This is a genomic window from Stagnihabitans sp. (genome assembly GCF_964946895.1).
In genome coordinates, this window is sequence record NZ_CBBQHX010000017.1 from 17,589 (window position 1) to 33,048 (window position 15,460).

The 15,460-nt window shown below is 63.1% G+C and carries 13 protein-coding genes; 9 read left to right on the forward strand and 4 right to left on the reverse strand.

The annotated features are described in order from the left end of the window. The first annotated feature begins 6 nt into the window (after window positions 1-6). From AC1Y2B_RS12615 to lpdA, 8 genes are all read left to right on the forward strand, one after another. Complete coding sequence (locus tag AC1Y2B_RS12615; RefSeq protein ID WP_482253448.1) at window positions 7-1,218, forward strand: hypothetical protein; 1,212 nt, start codon at window positions 7-9, stop codon at window positions 1,216-1,218. A gap of 235 nt (window positions 1,219-1,453) precedes the next feature. Further along, window positions 1,454-2,647, forward strand: a complete 1,194-nt coding sequence (gene sucC, locus AC1Y2B_RS12620) for an ADP-forming succinate--CoA ligase subunit beta (RefSeq protein ID WP_482253449.1) — start codon at window positions 1,454-1,456, stop codon at window positions 2,645-2,647. A gap of 4 nt (window positions 2,648-2,651) precedes the next feature. Continuing rightward, entirely contained in the window at window positions 2,652-3,536 is an 885-nt protein-coding gene (sucD, locus tag AC1Y2B_RS12625; RefSeq protein ID WP_482253450.1) for a succinate--CoA ligase subunit alpha, read from the forward strand. A gap of 46 nt (window positions 3,537-3,582) precedes the next feature. Beyond that, window positions 3,583-3,987 carry a hypothetical protein gene (locus tag AC1Y2B_RS12630; protein ID WP_482253451.1) on the forward strand — a complete coding sequence of 135 codons (405 nt, stop codon included), beginning with the start codon at window positions 3,583-3,585 and terminating at the stop codon, window positions 3,985-3,987. A gap of 12 nt (window positions 3,988-3,999) precedes the next feature. Beyond that, complete coding sequence (locus AC1Y2B_RS12635) at window positions 4,000-6,945, forward strand: 2-oxoglutarate dehydrogenase E1 component (protein ID WP_482253452.1); 2,946 nt, start codon at window positions 4,000-4,002, stop codon at window positions 6,943-6,945. Window positions 6,946-6,970: 25 nt separating this feature from the next. After that, window positions 6,971-8,170 (forward strand): 2-oxoglutarate dehydrogenase complex dihydrolipoyllysine-residue succinyltransferase, encoded by a 1,200-nt coding sequence (odhB, locus tag AC1Y2B_RS12640; RefSeq protein ID WP_482253453.1) that lies wholly within the window; start codon window positions 6,971-6,973, stop codon window positions 8,168-8,170. A gap of 49 nt (window positions 8,171-8,219) precedes the next feature. Next, window positions 8,220-8,615, forward strand: coding sequence for an MAPEG family protein (locus tag AC1Y2B_RS12645; protein WP_482253454.1), 396 nt, complete (start codon window positions 8,220-8,222; stop codon window positions 8,613-8,615). A gap of 66 nt (window positions 8,616-8,681) precedes the next feature. Next, window positions 8,682-10,058 carry a dihydrolipoyl dehydrogenase gene (lpdA, locus tag AC1Y2B_RS12650; RefSeq protein ID WP_482253455.1) on the forward strand — a complete coding sequence of 459 codons (1,377 nt, stop codon included), beginning with the start codon at window positions 8,682-8,684 and terminating at the stop codon, window positions 10,056-10,058. Between the two features lie 54 nt (window positions 10,059-10,112). Here lpdA and AC1Y2B_RS12655 read toward each other — a convergent pair whose 3' ends face one another. From AC1Y2B_RS12655 to AC1Y2B_RS12665, 3 genes are all read right to left on the reverse strand, one after another. Beyond that, the gene (locus AC1Y2B_RS12655) at window positions 10,113-11,753 is read right to left on the reverse strand and encodes a peptidoglycan -binding protein (RefSeq protein WP_482253456.1); all 1,641 of its coding nucleotides are present in this window, start codon (window positions 11,751-11,753) and stop codon (window positions 10,113-10,115) included. Window positions 11,754-11,756: 3 nt separating this feature from the next. After that, window positions 11,757-12,932: a biopolymer transporter ExbB gene (locus AC1Y2B_RS12660; protein WP_482253457.1), complete on the reverse strand. Its 1,176-nt coding sequence runs from the start codon at window positions 12,930-12,932 to the stop codon at window positions 11,757-11,759. Window positions 12,933-13,003: 71 nt separating this feature from the next. Beyond that, window positions 13,004-13,537, reverse strand: a complete 534-nt coding sequence (locus AC1Y2B_RS12665) for a gamma-glutamylcyclotransferase (protein WP_482253458.1) — start codon at window positions 13,535-13,537, stop codon at window positions 13,004-13,006. A 65-nt stretch (window positions 13,538-13,602) separates the two neighbouring features. Here AC1Y2B_RS12665 and AC1Y2B_RS12670 point away from each other — a divergent pair, with 65 nt between their 5' ends. After that, window positions 13,603-14,589 (forward strand): DUF2125 domain-containing protein, encoded by a 987-nt coding sequence (locus AC1Y2B_RS12670; RefSeq protein WP_482253459.1) that lies wholly within the window; start codon window positions 13,603-13,605, stop codon window positions 14,587-14,589. 39 nt (window positions 14,590-14,628) lie between these two features. Here AC1Y2B_RS12670 and AC1Y2B_RS12675 read toward each other — a convergent pair whose 3' ends face one another. Continuing rightward, entirely contained in the window at window positions 14,629-15,459 is an 831-nt protein-coding gene (locus AC1Y2B_RS12675; protein ID WP_482253460.1) for an extensin family protein, read from the reverse strand. Between the last annotated feature and the right edge of the window lies 1 nt (window position 15,460).

A 15,460-nucleotide genomic window follows, 5' to 3' on the forward strand; every position in this document is an offset into this window, starting at 1 on the left:
GCTGCCATGCGCCGTATTCTCGCCGCTTTGCCTGCACTGTTCTTCTGTCTGCCCGTTGGTGCCGAAACCATTTCTGCCGAAATAGGCCACAAGGGCCTGGCCGAGGTGGAGGCCCGCCTGACCGCCCTGCCCGCACGCTCGGATGCCGACACCTTTGCCTTGGGCGGCGTGCAGTTCCTGCGCGCCCTTGAGATCAGCTTTCAGGACCGCTGGACCTCTGGCATGACGGACCGCTCTGGCCTGTTGCCCTTGTTGCGGATGCCGTTGCCGCCCAATCCGACCCCGAAGCCCTTTGACCCCGCCTCGGTCGTGGGGATCTTCATCCATGCGGGGGACGAACTGGCCAAGGCCAAGGCGACACTCGCCACCCTGCCGGATGCTTCGGATTTCGGTGTCGAGATCGCGCTGGACGACCTGTGGTTCGATGTGAACAGCAACGGCACCCGCGACAAGGGCGAAGGCTTGGTCGATATCATCGGCAGCACCGCCCTGGGCGGCAGCCCGGACGACACCGCCGTGCCGCATGCCATGCCGACCGTCCGGTTCGATGTCGCCGATGCCAGCTGGCTGGCCGCCTATGCGGACCTGCTTGGCGGATTGTGCGACATGGTGCGCGCCTATGACCCGACCCTGCCGTTGACCCGCGTCGTCGATGCCCGCGCCAGAATGATGCAGCTTGGCCAGATCTATCCCGATCCAATCTTTGGCGACAGCAGCATCGGCCCGCAGGCGCTGGACAGTCTTGACATCATCGCAGTGTTCCTGGGCAGCCTGAACCAGCAGCCCGACAAGGCCCGCATGGCTTCGGCCCGCGATCACCTGCTGGCCACTGTCGCCGAAAACCGCAGCTTCTGGGCCAAGGTCGACAAGGAAACCGACGACAGGCAGGAATGGATCCCGAACGAGCATCAACACTCGGCCATAGGCATCGACCTGCCGCCGGGGACCGAGGCCAGTTGGCTGGCGGTGCTGGCCGACCTTGACGGCGTGCTGAACGGCAAGAAGCTGCTGCCCTTCTGGCGGGTCAGGGCGCCGGTCGGCTTCAATCTGGCCAAGTTTCTGGCCGATCCGGTGCCGATCGACCTGGCAGGCTGGGTGCAGGGCTGGGCCGTTTTGCCCTATCTGGAAAGCGGAACCGTCGTCGATGCCAGCAGCACCGACAGCTTTGACCAGTTGATGGAGGGTCAATCCATGCTGTTCTCGCTGTATCTGAACTGAACGCCTCCTCGCACGGCGCCCGCCTGCCCGCGGGCCGACGGCGGGGGCAAACCCTTTCCCAGCCTGTGGCAGGCCTGAAATTCCATTTCATTTATTGCCAATTTCTTATGCGTGATCACAAAAAAATTTGCCGTGATCACAAATGTCGCTTTTGCCCAGCCTGCGACCTTTTCTCATTTTGCCAATGCAGCAATCTGTGTCATCACCCGGCGAAATCCACTTTTCGGGGCGCATGATGAACATCCACGAATACCAGGCCAAGTCCCTGCTGCGCAGCTACGGCATTCCTGTATCCGATGGCCGCGCCGTGACGCGCGCCGAAGATGCCAAGACGGCAGCCGGTGAACTTGACGGCCCGCTGTGGGTGGTCAAGGCGCAGATCCACGCCGGTGGCCGCGGCAAGGGCCACTTCAAAGAGGCCGAGGCCGGCGAAAAGGGCGGTGTCCGTCTGGCCCGCTCGGTCGAGGAAGCCGCCGAATTCACCCGCCAGATGCTGGGCCGCACCCTTGTGACCGTGCAGACCGGACCGGCGGGCAAGCAGGTCAACCGCATCTACATCGAAGACGGTTCGGACATTGCCAAGGAATTCTACCTGGCGCTGCTGATCGACCGCCAAACCTCGCGCATTTCGATCGTCTGCTCGACCGAAGGCGGGATGAGCATTGAAGACGTCGCCCACGACACCCCGGAAAAGATCCTGTCCTTCTCGGTCGATCCGGCGGCGGGCTTTTCGGAATACCACGGCCGCCGCGTCGCCTTCGCGCTGGGGCTGACCGGCAATCAGGTCAAGTCCTGCGTCGGCATCGTGAAGAACCTGTACCGGCTGTTCGTCGAAAAAGACATGGACATGCTGGAAATCAACCCCTTCGTCGTGCTGAAGGACGGCGGGTTGAAACTTCTGGATGCCAAGATGAGCTTTGACGGCAACGCCATGTTCCGCCACCCGGAAATCGCCAGCCTGCGCGATGAGACGGAAGAAGATCCGAAAGAACTCGCCGCCTCCAAGTTCGACCTGAACTACATCGCGCTGGATGGCGAGATCGGCTGCATGGTCAACGGCGCCGGTCTGGCGATGGCCACGATGGACATCATCAAGCTGTACGGGGCCGAGCCCGCCAACTTCCTTGACGTCGGCGGCGGCGCCACGAAAGAGAAGGTGACCGAGGCCTTCAAGATCATCACCTCTGACCCCAACGTCAAAGGCATCCTCGTCAACATCTTCGGCGGCATCATGCGCTGCGACATCATTGCCGAGGGCGTGCTGGCGGCGGTGAAGGAAGTCGGCCTGACCGTGCCGCTGGTGGTGCGGCTGGAGGGGACGAATGTGGAGTTGGGCAAGGAAATCATCCGCAATTCGGGTCTGAACGTGATTGCCGCCGACAACCTGTCGGATGCAGCCCAGAAGATTGTCAAAGCGGTGAAGGGTTAATCACATGTCCGTACTCGTCAACAAGAACACCCGCGTCATCTGCCAGGGATTCACCGGCAGCCAAGGCACTTTCCACTCTGAACAGGCGATTGCTTACGGCACGCAGATGGTCGGCGGTGTGACCCCGGGCAAGGGCGGCTCGCTGCACCTGAACCTGCCGGTCTTCGACTCCGTCCATGACGCCAAGCGCGAAACGCAGGCCAATGCCTCCGTCATCTACGTCCCGCCGCCCTTCGCCGCTGACAGCATCCTTGAGGCGATTGATGCCGAGATGGAGTTGATCGTCTGCATCACCGAAGGCATCCCGGTCCTCGACATGATGAAGGTCAAGCGCGCCCTTCTGAACTCCAAATCCCGCCTGATCGGCCCGAACTGCCCCGGTGTCATGACCCCCGGCGAATGCAAGATCGGCATCATGCCGGGCAGCATCTTCTCGCGCGGCTCGGTTGGCGTCGTCTCCCGCTCCGGCACGCTGACTTATGAGGCGGTCAAGCAGACCACCGACGTGGGCCTTGGCCAATCTTCCGCTGTCGGCATCGGCGGCGACCCGATCAAGGGGAGCGAGCATATCGACATCCTTGAGATGTTCCTCGCCGACCCGGAAACCCATTCCATCATCATGATCGGCGAAATCGGCGGCGCCGCCGAAGAAGACGCCGCCCAGTTCCTCGCCGACGAGAAAAAGCGCGGCCGCTGGAAGCCCACCGCCGGCTTCATCGCCGGCCGCACCGCCCCCACCGGCCGCCGCATGGGCCACGCCGGCGCGATTGTCGCCGGTGGCAAGGGTGACGCCGAATCGAAGATCGAGGCGATGAAGTCCGCCGGGATCATCGTGGCCGACAGCCCCGCCACGCTGGGCGAGGCCGTGATGAAGGCTTTGGGACGTTAAGGCGGCCTTCGTAGGGTGGGGTTAAACCCCACCCTACCGGAGATCCATGGACTGCTTGGGAGAAAGACGTACCGTGCTGGAGGCGATCACCAGAGTTGTGATTTACGGGACAGGCGCCTGCCTGATCCTGATCATGCTCTATTCGATGCGCCCGGACGTTGTCATGTCCGTCGTCCAGCCGCAGCCGACCGCTGCCGAACCGATCACGCTTTGCTCTGCTACGCAGACGCTTTGGTATCCGGCGGTGCAGACCGCGCTGGCGCAGCGCTTGCACGGGATCGGAGAGCTGATGGATTTCGACGCCAAGATCGGGCCGCCGGATGACGGCGGCCTGCACAAGATCACCATCCACTACCATCTGGCCAATCCGGCAAGGGCCAAGGTCTATACGGCCACAGGGACCCTTGCCGACAAGGATTGCATCACCGCAATCACAACCATTGAACGTTAGGAGCGGGAACACATGACCGAACAAACCCCCAACGCCGCCTTCCGCGCCTCCTCTTTCCTGCAGGGGGCCAACGCCGATTATGTTGACCAACTTGCCGCCCGCTATGCCGACGATCCGGCCAATGTGGATGGTCAGTGGGCGGAATTCTTCCGCCTGCTGGGCGACAGCGGCCTTGAACAGAAGCGCGCCGCCGCCGGGCCTTCCTGGGCGCGCAGCGATTGGCCGCCGCAGCCCTCGGATGATCTGACGGCCGCGATGACCGGAGAATACCCGGTTGAGATCAAGGCCGCGTCCAAGAAGATCACCGAGAAGGCTGCCGAAAAGGGGATTTCCCTGACCGATGCGCAGGTGCGACGCGCCGTCTTGGACTCGGTCCGCGCCATCATGATCATCCGCGCCTACCGGATCCGCGGCCACCTCGCCGCCGATCTGGACCCCTTGGGCATTGTCGAACGCGGCAACCACCCGGAATTGGACCCCGCCTCCTACGGCTTCACCGAAGCTGACATGGACCGGCCGATCTTCATCGACATGGTGCTGGGGCTGGAAATGGCCTCGATGCGCCAGATCGTCGAGATCGTGAAGCGCACCTATTGCGGCACCTTTGCCCTGCAATACATGCACATCTCCAACCCCGAAGAAGCGGGCTGGCTGAAAGAGCGCATTGAAGGCTACGGCAAGGAAATCGCCTTCACCCGTGAAGGCCGCAAGGCGATCCTGAACAAGCTGGTCGAAGCGGAAGGCTACGAAAAGTTCCTCCACGTCAAATACATGGGCACCAAGCGCTTCGGTCTGGATGGCGCCGAAGCCCTGATCCCAGCGATGGAACAGATCATCAAGCGCGGCGGCAATCTGGGCGTGCGCGAGATCATCGTGGGCATGCCGCACCGGGGCCGTTTGAACGTGTTGGCCAACGTGCTGCAAAAGCCCTACAAGGCGATCTTCCACGAATTCCAGGGTGGCAGCTACAAGCCGGAAGACGTTGATGGCTCGGGTGACGTGAAGTACCACCTTGGCGCCTCGTCTGACCGGGTGTTCGATGGCAATTCGGTGCACTTGTCACTGACCGCCAACCCGTCGCACCTTGAGGCGGTCAACCCGGTCGTCCTCGGCAAGGTCCGCGCCAAGCAGGACCAGTTCGGCGACACCGACCGCCATCAAGCGATGCCGATCCTGCTGCACGGCGATGCGGCCTTTGCGGGTCAGGGCGTTGTGGCGGAATGCTTCGGTCTGTCGGGTCTGAAGGGGCACCGCACCGGCGGCACCATTCATATCGTCGTGAACAACCAGATCGGCTTCACCACCGCGCCGTCCTACAGCCGTTCCTCCCCCTACCCCACCGACATCGCCCTGATGGTGGAAGCGCCGATCTTCCACGTCAACGGCGACGACCCGGAGGCCGTGGTCCATGCGGCGAAGGTCGCCACCGAATTCCGCCAGAAGTTCCACAAGGATGTCGTGATCGACATCTTCTGCTACCGACGCTTTGGTCACAACGAGGGCGACGAGCCCATGTTCACCAACCCGGCGATGTACACCCGCATCCGCAAGCAAAAGACCACGCTGCAGCTTTACGCCGAACGTCTGGTGAAAGACGGCCTGATGCCGGAAGGCGAGATCGAGGACATGAAAGCCTCGTTCCAAGCCAAGCTGAACGAGGAGTACGAGGCCGGCAAGACCTACAAGCCCAACAAGGCCGACTGGCTGGACGGGCGCTGGAAGAACATGCAGCCGAAGGATCTGGAAAACTACCAGCGCGGCGAAACCTGGATCAAGCCCGAGACGATGGCCGAGGTGGGTGCCGCTTTGACCCGGGTGCCGGAGGCGTTCGACATCCACAAGACCGTCGCGCGCCAACTGGAATCCAAGAAGGAAATGTTCGCGACGGGCAAAGGCTTTGATTGGGCCACCGCCGAAGCGCTGGCCTTCGGGTCGCTGGCCACCGAGGGCTTTGCGGTTCGCCTGTCCGGTCAGGATTGCACGCGCGGCACCTTCAGCCAGCGTCATTCCGCCTTCGTCGACCAGATCACCGAAGAACGCCACTACCCGCTGAACCACATCCGCGCCGGTCAAGCACGGTATGAGGTGATCGACTCCATGCTGTCGGAATATGCGGTTCTGGGCTTCGAATACGGCTATTCGCTGTCCGAACCCAATGCGCTGACCATGTGGGAAGCCCAGTTCGGTGACTTCGCCAACGGCGCGCAGATCATGTTCGACCAATTCATCTGCTCGGGTGAAAGCAAATGGCTGCGGATGTCGGGGCTGGTCTGCCTCTTGCCGCATGGCTTCGAGGGCCAGGGCCCCGAGCATTCCTCGGGCCGACTGGAACGCTTCCTGCAGATGTCCGCGCATGACAACTGGATCGTCGCCAACTGCACGACCCCGGCGAACTACTTCCACATCCTGCGCCGCCAGATGCACCGCGACTTCCGCAAGCCCTTGATCCTGATGACGCCCAAGTCGCTGCTGCGTCACCCGATGTGCATCTCGGATGCGTCCGACTTCACCGATGGGTCAACCTTCCACCGCGTTTTGTGGGATGATGCGCAAAAGGGCCATTCGACCACGCAACTGGCCACAGATGACCAGATCAAGCGCGTCGTCCTCTGCTCGGGCAAGGTCTACTATGACCTTCTGGCCGAACGTGACGCCCGTGGCCTGACCGACACCTACCTGATGCGGGTGGAACAGCTTTATCCGGTGCCGACCGTGTCGCTGACCGCCGAACTTTCTCGCTTCAAGAACGCCGACTTCGTCTGGTGCCAGGAAGAGCCGAAGAACCAAGGTGCCTGGTCCTTCATCGAGCCGGAAATCGAAGCCCTGCTGGTCAAGGTTGGTGCGAAGAACAGCCGTCCGCGCTATGCGGGCCGCATCGCCTCGGCCTCGCCCGCCACGGGTCTGGCCAGCAAACACAAAGCCGAACAAACCGCCCTCGTGAACGACGCCCTGTCCTGAATTTGAGTGGCCTGAGGAGAAGACAATGACCGACGTTATGGTGCCCGCACTGGGCGAAAGTGTCACCGAAGCCACCGTCTCGACCTGGTTCAAGAAGCCGGGCGATGCGGTCAAGCAGGACGAGATGCTGTGTGAGCTGGAGACTGACAAGGTTTCCGTCGAAGTCCCCAGCCCGGTGACGGGAGTCTTGGCCGAAATCATCGCCCCGGAAGGCGCCACGGTGCCCGCAGGCGCCCGTCTGGCGATCGTGACCGAAGGTGCCATGGCGGCACCCCGGGCGGCGGCGCCGGTGGTGGCGGCGGCTTCGGCCCCGGCGCCTGCCGCAAAGGACATCGAGGATGCCCCCGCTGCCAAGAAGGCGATGGCGGAAGCTGGACTGACGGCGGATCAGGTGACAGGCACCGGCCGTGATGGCCGCATCATGAAGGAAGATGTGGCCAAGGCCGCTGCAGCCCCCGCCGCGGCCGCCGCCGTGACCCCGGCCCCCGCCGCCATCCCGCGCGCGCCGATCCCGGCCGACGATGCCGCCCGCGAAGAGCGCGTCAAGATGACCCGTCTGCGCGCCACCATCGCCAAGCGCCTGAAAGACGCGCAAAACACCGCCGCCATGCTGACGACCTACAACGAAGTCGACATGTCCGGCGTGATGGAATTGCGCAACACCTACAAGGACATCTTTGAGAAGAAGCACGGCGTGAAGCTCGGCTTCATGTCCTTCTTCGTCAAAGCCTGCATCCACGCCCTGAAGGAAATCCCCGAGGTCAATGCCGAGATTGACGGGCAAGACGTGGTCTACAAGAACTACGTCCACATGGGCGTGGCCGTGGGCACGCCGAACGGTCTGGTGGTTCCGGTCCTGCGCGATGCCGACCAGATGTCCTTCGCCGGCATCGAAAAGAAGATCGCCGAGATGGGCGCCCGCGCCCGTGACAACAAGCTGACCATGGCCGACATGCAGGGGGGGTCCTTCACCATCTCGAACGGTGGCGTCTATGGGTCCCTCATGTCCTCGCCGATCCTGAACCCGCCGCAATCGGGCATTCTGGGGATGCACAAGATACAGGACCGTCCGGTTGTGGTCGGTGGCCAGATCGTGATCCGCCCGATGATGTATCTGGCCCTGTCCTACGATCACCGCATCGTCGACGGCAAAGGGGCGGTGACCTTCCTTGTCCGCGTGAAAGAGGCGCTGGAAGACCCGCGCCGCTTGCTCATGGACCTGTGATCAAACTCAGGTAGGATGGGCGCCACGGCCCATCCGCCAAAGGTGCCCGATGACAAGCGAACTCACCGCCCTCACCCTCGCGGCCCTGTTGCAGGTCGTCCAGTTCGCCCTGTTCGCGGTGCCCGCGAATGTCGAATTGACCCCGGCCTATACCAGCAGCCCGCGGGATCTGCCGCCGCCGCGCCCCTTGTCAAAGCTGACGGCGCGGTTGCAACGGGCGCTGAACAACCATTTCGAGGCACTGATCCTGTTCACCATCGCCGTCGTGGTGGTGACCCTCTCCAACCGGCAAAGCGGCCTGACCGCCGCCTGCGCCTGGACCTTCCTCACCGCCCGCATCCTCTATGTTCCGGCTTACGCCTGGGGGTGGTCCCCGTGGCGCTCGGCGATCTGGGGTGTGGGCCAACTTGCAACCATCGTGATGCTGCTGGCCGCCTTGCTGTAATCTGTCTTCACACAAGCAAGACCGAAGGAAGACGCAAGGAAGACGCCAAATTGAAGGGAAAAGACCATGGCAGAGTTTGATGTGATCGTGATCGGCGCCGGCCCCGGCGGCTATGTTTCAGCGATCCGCGCGGCCCAACTGGGATTGAAAACCGCCGTGGTGGAAGGGCGCGAGACCTTGGGCGGCACCTGCCTGAACGTCGGCTGCATTCCCTCCAAGGCGCTTTTGAACGCCACGCACCACTTGCACGAAGTCCATGAAAACTTTGAGAAAATGGGCCTGATGGGCGCCGCGCCAAGCGTCGACTGGTCCAAGATGCAGGCCTACAAGCAGGATGTGGTGAATGGCAACACCAAGGGGATCGAGTTCCTGTTCAAGAAGAACAAGATCACCTGGCTTAAAGGCTGGGGAACCCTCGTGGGCGCCGGCCAGGTCAAGGTCGGCGATGAGATCCACACGTCAAAAAATGTCGTGATTGCAACGGGTTCCGAACCGTCCTCGCTTCCCGGCGTGACCGTGGACGAGGTCAAGGTCGTCACCTCCACCGGCGCTTTGACCCTGGCCGAGATCCCGAAGTCGATGACGGTGATCGGCGCGGGTGTCATCGGGCTTGAACTCGGCTCGGTCTACGCCCGTCTGGGCACTCAGGTCACCGTGATCGAATACCTTGACGCCATCACGCCCGGCATGGATGCCGAGGTGCAGAAGACTTTCCAGAGAATACTGACGAAACAAGGGCTTAAGTTCATCCTTGGGGCCGCTGTACAAGGTGTCACCGGCACCACCACCACCTACAAGCTGCGCAAGGATGGGTCCGAAGCGACCATCACCTCCGATGTCGTCCTGGTTGCCACGGGCCGCAAACCCTACACCGCAGGACTGGGGCTGGAGGCACTGGGGGTGGAGATGGGGCCGCGCGGCACGATCAAGACTGACGCCCATTATGCCACCAACATCAAGGGCTTGTACGCCATCGGCGACGCAGTGGCAGGCCCTATGCTGGCCCACAAGGCCGAGGATGAGGGCATGGCTGTCGCTGAAAACATCGCGGGCAAGCACGGCCACGTCAATTACGGTGTCATCCCCGGCGTGATCTACACCACGCCAGAGGTCGCATCAGTTGGCGCCACCGAAGAGCAACTGAAGGAACAGGGCCGCGCTTACAAGGTCGGCAAATTCCCCTTCATGGGCAATGCCCGCGCCAAGGCAGTGTTTCAGGCCGATGGCTTCGTGAAGATCCTCGCTGACGCCGCCACCGACCGGATCCTTGGTGCCCATATCATCGGGCCCGCCGCGGGCGACCTGATCCATGAGGTTTGCGTGGCGATGGAATTTGGCGCATCAGCTCAAGATCTTGCGCTAACGTGCCACGCACACCCCACCTATAGCGAGGCTGTACGAGAGGCCGCCCTCGCCTGCGGCGACGGTGCCATCCACGTCTGACCTTGCCGAAGGTGACCTAGGAACAAGGGGCGGGGGCGTGAAGGCCCCGCCCGTCTAACGTTCGGTCAGCTTCAACTCGATCCGGCGGTTCTGCGCCAACGCGTCGGGGCTCTCACCTTGCGCGACCGGCTGGAACTCGCCAAATCCGGCGGCGGCCAAGCGGTTGGGCGGGAAGCCCAAGACATCCGTCATATAGCGCACCACAGCCAAAGCCCGGGCTTGCGACAGTTCCCAATTGTCCTTGAACTGTCCGGTCCCCGACAGCGGCTTGGCATCGGTATGACCATCGACACGGATGATCCAGTTGATCGCAGGCGGGATCTGCGGCACCACCTGCTTCAGCGTCTCCACAACCGAGGCGATCTGCGCCTGCCCTTCGGGCGACAAATCCGCAGCGCCCGGCTGGAACAGCACCTCGGACGAGAAGACAAACCGGTCGCCCACCACCCGCACGCCGGGTTGCCCCGCCAGCAGCTTCGACAATTCCCCAAAGAATTCAGAGCGATACTTTGACAGGTCCTGATTTTCGGCCTTCAACCGATCCGCCTCGGCGGCCTCAAGCTCGGCGCGGCGTTTCTGTTCGGCGGCAACCTGCGCCAAGGCGGCGTTCAGCTGGCTGCCCAAAGCCTCGATCTGGACGTTGTTCGAACTGTCCTTGGCGGCGGACGCGTCCAGCATCCCCTGCAGTTGCGCCAGTTGCGTGCGCAGCGCATCCAGTTGCTGGTTCAACAGCGCCACATTGCGCGCCTGATCGGCAAGCTGCTGATCTTTCTCGGATAATATCTTCTGCGCCTCGGCCATCACGGCGTCTTTCTGGCTTTGGCCAGCGTCTTGCGCCTGTTTGGACGCCGCATCCGACGCCGCCAGAAGTGTCAGCGTCTCTTCGGCCTTCTTGCGCTGCTCCTCAAGGGCGAGGGTCATCGAGGTCAATTCGGCATCGGAATTCTTCAGTTTTTCCTGAAGGGCCTGTGCTGCCGCCGCATCGACCAGACGCTGTTGTTCGGCGTCCGAAAGCTGGGTCTGAAGCGTCGTCGCCTGGCTTTGGGCCGTGGTCAACGCGGTATCCTTGTCAGACGATTGCTTCTTCAGATCGGCCACCAAAGCCTCCAACGCATCGCGGCGCGCGGCGGCAAGACGGGCGGCTTCGGCCCCGGCATCCACCTCATCGCGCGCCTTGGCCACGGCCAGGGCAAGGGCGTCCTTCTCGGAAACCAGTTTGCTTTCGGCAGCTTGCAGGTCGGCAACCGAGGCGGTCAGCGTGCCGATCTGACCCTTTTGCGCATCGCTTTGCGCCAGAAGGCTGGCCACCTGCGCCTCGTAGCTGGAAATCTTGCCCTGAGCGTCAGCCAAAGCACTTTCCTTGGCAGTCAACTGGCCCGACAGGTCGGAAATCTGCGCCGCCTGCTTGTCGCCCGCCGCCTTGGCTGCATCAAGGCTGCTGCGCAAGGTGCCGATCTGATGGGACAAATCCGAGGACTTCGCCTTCTCCAGCCCCAGCGCATCAGCCAGTTGCGACAGCTGGTCATTCAACTGGTTCAACTCGGTGCTTTGGGTGGTGATCGTGTCACGCAGCACGGATTGGGCGACGGTCAGGATGGTCAGAACGAACATCAGCACCATCAAAAGCGTCGTGACCGCATCAACGAAGCCCGCCCAGATGTTCGGCCCTTCGCGGCGGCGGCGGCTCAGGCCCATGGTTTAGCCCCGCCCGACAGAGCCACGCGACAGGGCGCGGATCGCAGTGGTCAAGGCCGTCAGATCGCCGCGCAGGTCAGCGATGCTTTCCTGCCGCCCGGCAGAGATTTCCTCAAGAATCCGAAGCAGTTGCACGTCGATCGAGCGCAGGCGCATCCGGCTTTCGGCATCGGTATAGCCATGCGCGCCCCCTTCGGCGGTGGTCAGGGCGGCCAGAACCTTTTCCTGCCCGGCTGCGATCCGGTTCAAGACGGCCAGTTGACCGCTGTCTGCCTCCATCGTCTTGGACAGACGGCGGACGGCGGTCGCCAGTTCGCCGATCTTGTCCTGACTTTGCGCCCGCGTCGCCTCGGCCTGCACATAGATCGTCTGCAGCACCTCGATCTGGCCCGCCATATGATCCAGCAACTGGGTCAGAACCGCCTGATCGGCCCCCTCCCCCTCGCCTCCGGCAAAACCCAGCCGGGTGATCGAAGAGACCCACTCCTCCAACTCGCGATAAAAGCGGTTCTGGCCGTGGCTGGCAAACAGTTCCAGCAGCCCCACCACCAAGGAGCCGGCGAGACCCATCAGCGAAGAGGAGAAGGCCGTGCTCATCCCGCCAAGTTGTTCCTGCAGGCCCGCCATCAGCTTGGTGAAAATCTCCACCCCCGTCTCGCCCGCCTGCGGAGCCAGGGATTTGATCGTGCCGACAATGGCGGGGATCGTGGTGGCAAGACCGTAGAAGGTGCCCAGAAGACCAAGGAAGATCAGCAGGTTGGTCAGGTACCGCGTGATATCGCGCGCCTCGTCGATCCGGGTGGCGACCGAGTCCAGAATGGAATGCGCGTTCGACGACGTGATGTGCTTCTTGGCCTCATGCGAGCGCAGAAGCGCCGCCAGCGGGGCCAGCAGACGCGGCGGATGGGCGGTTTCGGTGCCGGGAACCTCATTGGCGAAGTTCTCGATCCAGCGCACGGATTGGATCAGGATCAGGACCTGCCAGAAGCAGGTCAGGATGCCCAGACTGAAGACGCCAATGATGAAGGCGTTGAGCCAGGGGTTGGTCTCCAGAATCCGCAGGACATCGCCGCGGATCAGCCAGGCCCCTGCCGCGACCAGCCCGCATGCCACCAGCATGGTGACGATCTGCCGAACCGGCTGGGTGAAGGAAATCGGTGCGGAGTCCTGCTGGGTCATGCCTGTTTTCGGGTCATTGTTCTGTTGAGGCAACAATAGCAGGCAATCCCGGCCTGCCAAGCGAAAGCGGCTTAAGCACGGATTTCGCGTACCATTGTGACAAGGCGATCAAGATCGGCGTCGGCGATGCCAAGTTCTGCCAGATGGGCCGCTGTGGCATACAGGTAGTCGCGGTTGGGACCACGACCGCCCACGGCCTGCGCGATGATGCTGGCCTGCTCCTGCAACGAGAGACCACCGCAATACTGCACGTGGTCGGGGTCGATGACATAGGTCAGCGCGGTCAATGCTCGCCCGTCGGTGGTCAGAACCGGAAGCCATTCCTCTAGATAGGCCGAGGAGATCAGTTCGCGTTCCCGCAGCGCGGCCAGTGTTTCGGCCTCGGCGCCCCGGACCACGCGAAACGCCACGCCGTCGCAGAAGGCCGGGGCGCGGTCCAGTGCCAGCACCAGCCCCATCTGCTCGGGCGTGCCGCGATGGTGGATGGACCGCATGCAGAAGCTGCGATGCCAGCCCTCGGCCCGGGCCACGATCCGCTCGGCCACGGGAAACCCGGTGTCCCAGATCAGCGACCCATAGCCAAAGACCCAAAGCGTTTCCTGCATCAACTGGCCCTTTCCGTTGCACCCTTGTAAGCATCCCTTCAGGGCAAGGAAAAGGGCCAGATCACATGCGTTCGATGCGGTTCATCCTGTGGATGTGTCTTGGTCTGGGGATCCTGTGGGGCGGCTACTGGTTTGTCGGCGCCCGGATGGTGAAAAGCGGGGTCGAGGGTTGGTTTGCCGATCAGAAGGCCGCCGGGATGGTGGCCGAGACGTCCGGCGTCTCGGTGGCGGGCTTTGCCGACCGGTTTGACGTGACGGCAAACGACGTGCATCTGGCCGACCCGGTCAGCGGTTGGGGCTGGAAAGCCCCCTTCGCGCAGGTCTTTGCCATGACGTGGAAGCCCTGGCATCTGATCGGTGCCCTGCCGAACACTCAGGTGATCGAAGTGCCGGATGGGCAGAAGGTTACGGTCGGCTCCTCGCGGATGATGGGCAGCCTGCTGATGCAACCCTCGCTGGCCATGTCGCCCGACCGCGCGGTGCTGGAGGCCGAGGGTGTGGCCCTGACCTCGGACGCGGGCTGGAAGGCTGGGGCAGAGAAGGCGGTACTGGCGGTCGAGCGCGATCCGACGCGGGTCAATGCCGTAAGGCTGGGGGCAGATGCCAGCAATATGACCCTGCCCGACACTCTGGCCCAACTGCCCGATCTGGGGCCCGTGATCACAACCCTGCATGTCGACACCAGCGCGACCCTGTCAGAGCCCTTGGACTGGGTGATGCAAGACCCCAAGGTTCTGGATGTGACGGTGACGGCGGTGCATCTGGCGTGGGGGGCCATGGACCTGACGGCCTCTGGCAGCGTGAAGGCCGATGCCGATGGCATGCCGGACGGCAAGATTGATCTGGCCCTCAAAGGGTGGCGCAGCCTGCCGGCCGTGGTGGTGGCGCTTGGTCTGGTGCCGCCGCAAAATCAGGTGACGGTGGAGCGCGGGTTGGAGTTTCTGTCGAAGACCGGCAAGGACCCCGACGTGTTGAGCCTGCCGCTGATCTTCAAGTCCGGCCAGATGCGTCTGGGCCCCCTGCCGCTCGGCCCCGCGCCACGGCTGCAATAGGCCCGATCTTGCGATGAAAGATCGGGCGCGCCCTTGGCCTTAGTGGCAATAGTCACTGCCGCCGTGATGGCTGACGTCAAAGTGGATGTGGTTCTCGTGATAGCCGTCCGAGCCGGGGCCGAGGATGGTGTGGAAGGTGCCACATCCGGATTTCTCGGCAGCCCTGATCTGGGCGTTGTAGTTCTGCGCCACGGTGTAGGTGCGGCCCGTGTTGGTCACAAACCCTGCAATATCAATAGCCTGACCCAGACCATGCACCGAAACTGGCGCCCCGCGGACATTGTTGCGCGGCCGGCAGGCGTAACTGTCCACCACGTTCAGCGCAACGATGGAGTTGGCAAAGGCTGGCTCTAGCCCGCCCTTCACCCAGACCGACAGCGCCTTTGCCTCTTCGCAGTTGATCGTGGCGGGTGGGTTCAGCGCCACGCCCGCGACCTGACTGACCAGAACCGCATCGGGCACATTGCACCCCGCAACGACCGAGCGGATCGGCGCCAAAGTCTTGCCCTTGATCTGGGGTTGCTGACAGACCGACCCTTTCAGCGAGGCTTTGACGGGTTTCTGCGGCGTCACAACCGGGGACACCGGCGGCACGACGGCCGGCTGCAAGGCCGGATCAACCGGCGGCACGACCGGGGCGCTGGCCAGCAACGGCGGACGCGGCATCGGACGGATGTGCGGGAGCGCTTCGGATTCCACGTCCAGCTTGGGCCTGGGCATCGGGCGGATGGTTGGCCGTATCGGGCCCTGTGCTGCGACCCCGGTCACCGCCGCCGGACGCGGCATCGGGCGGAAGGTCGACAGATCGGCCTCGGCCTGCGCGGCGCCTGTGCCCAGCAGAACCACCGCGGCGGCCTGAAGCCAGGTCACG

Excerpts from the sequence above, each read along its gene's own strand:
- AC1Y2B_RS12615 (WP_482253448.1), top strand. The coding sequence starts at position 7 with ATGCGCCGTATTCTCGCCGCTTTGCCTGCACTGTTCTTCTGTCTGCCC.
- sucC (WP_482253449.1), top strand. The coding sequence starts at position 1,454 with ATGAACATCCACGAATACCAGGCCAAGTCCCTGCTGCGCAGCTACGGC.
- sucD (WP_482253450.1), top strand. The coding sequence starts at position 2,652 with ATGTCCGTACTCGTCAACAAGAACACCCGCGTCATCTGCCAGGGATTC.
- AC1Y2B_RS12630 (WP_482253451.1), top strand. The coding sequence starts at position 3,583 with ATGGACTGCTTGGGAGAAAGACGTACCGTGCTGGAGGCGATCACCAGA.
- AC1Y2B_RS12635 (WP_482253452.1), top strand. The coding sequence starts at position 4,000 with ATGACCGAACAAACCCCCAACGCCGCCTTCCGCGCCTCCTCTTTCCTG.
- odhB (WP_482253453.1), top strand. The coding sequence starts at position 6,971 with ATGACCGACGTTATGGTGCCCGCACTGGGCGAAAGTGTCACCGAAGCC.
- AC1Y2B_RS12645 (WP_482253454.1), top strand. The coding sequence starts at position 8,220 with ATGACAAGCGAACTCACCGCCCTCACCCTCGCGGCCCTGTTGCAGGTC.
- lpdA (WP_482253455.1), top strand. The coding sequence starts at position 8,682 with ATGGCAGAGTTTGATGTGATCGTGATCGGCGCCGGCCCCGGCGGCTAT.
- AC1Y2B_RS12655 (WP_482253456.1), bottom strand. The coding sequence starts at position 11,753 with ATGGGCCTGAGCCGCCGCCGCCGCGAAGGGCCGAACATCTGGGCGGGC.
- AC1Y2B_RS12660 (WP_482253457.1), bottom strand. The coding sequence starts at position 12,932 with ATGACCCAGCAGGACTCCGCACCGATTTCCTTCACCCAGCCGGTTCGG.
- AC1Y2B_RS12665 (WP_482253458.1), bottom strand. The coding sequence starts at position 13,537 with ATGCAGGAAACGCTTTGGGTCTTTGGCTATGGGTCGCTGATCTGGGAC.
- AC1Y2B_RS12670 (WP_482253459.1), top strand. The coding sequence starts at position 13,603 with ATGCGTTCGATGCGGTTCATCCTGTGGATGTGTCTTGGTCTGGGGATC.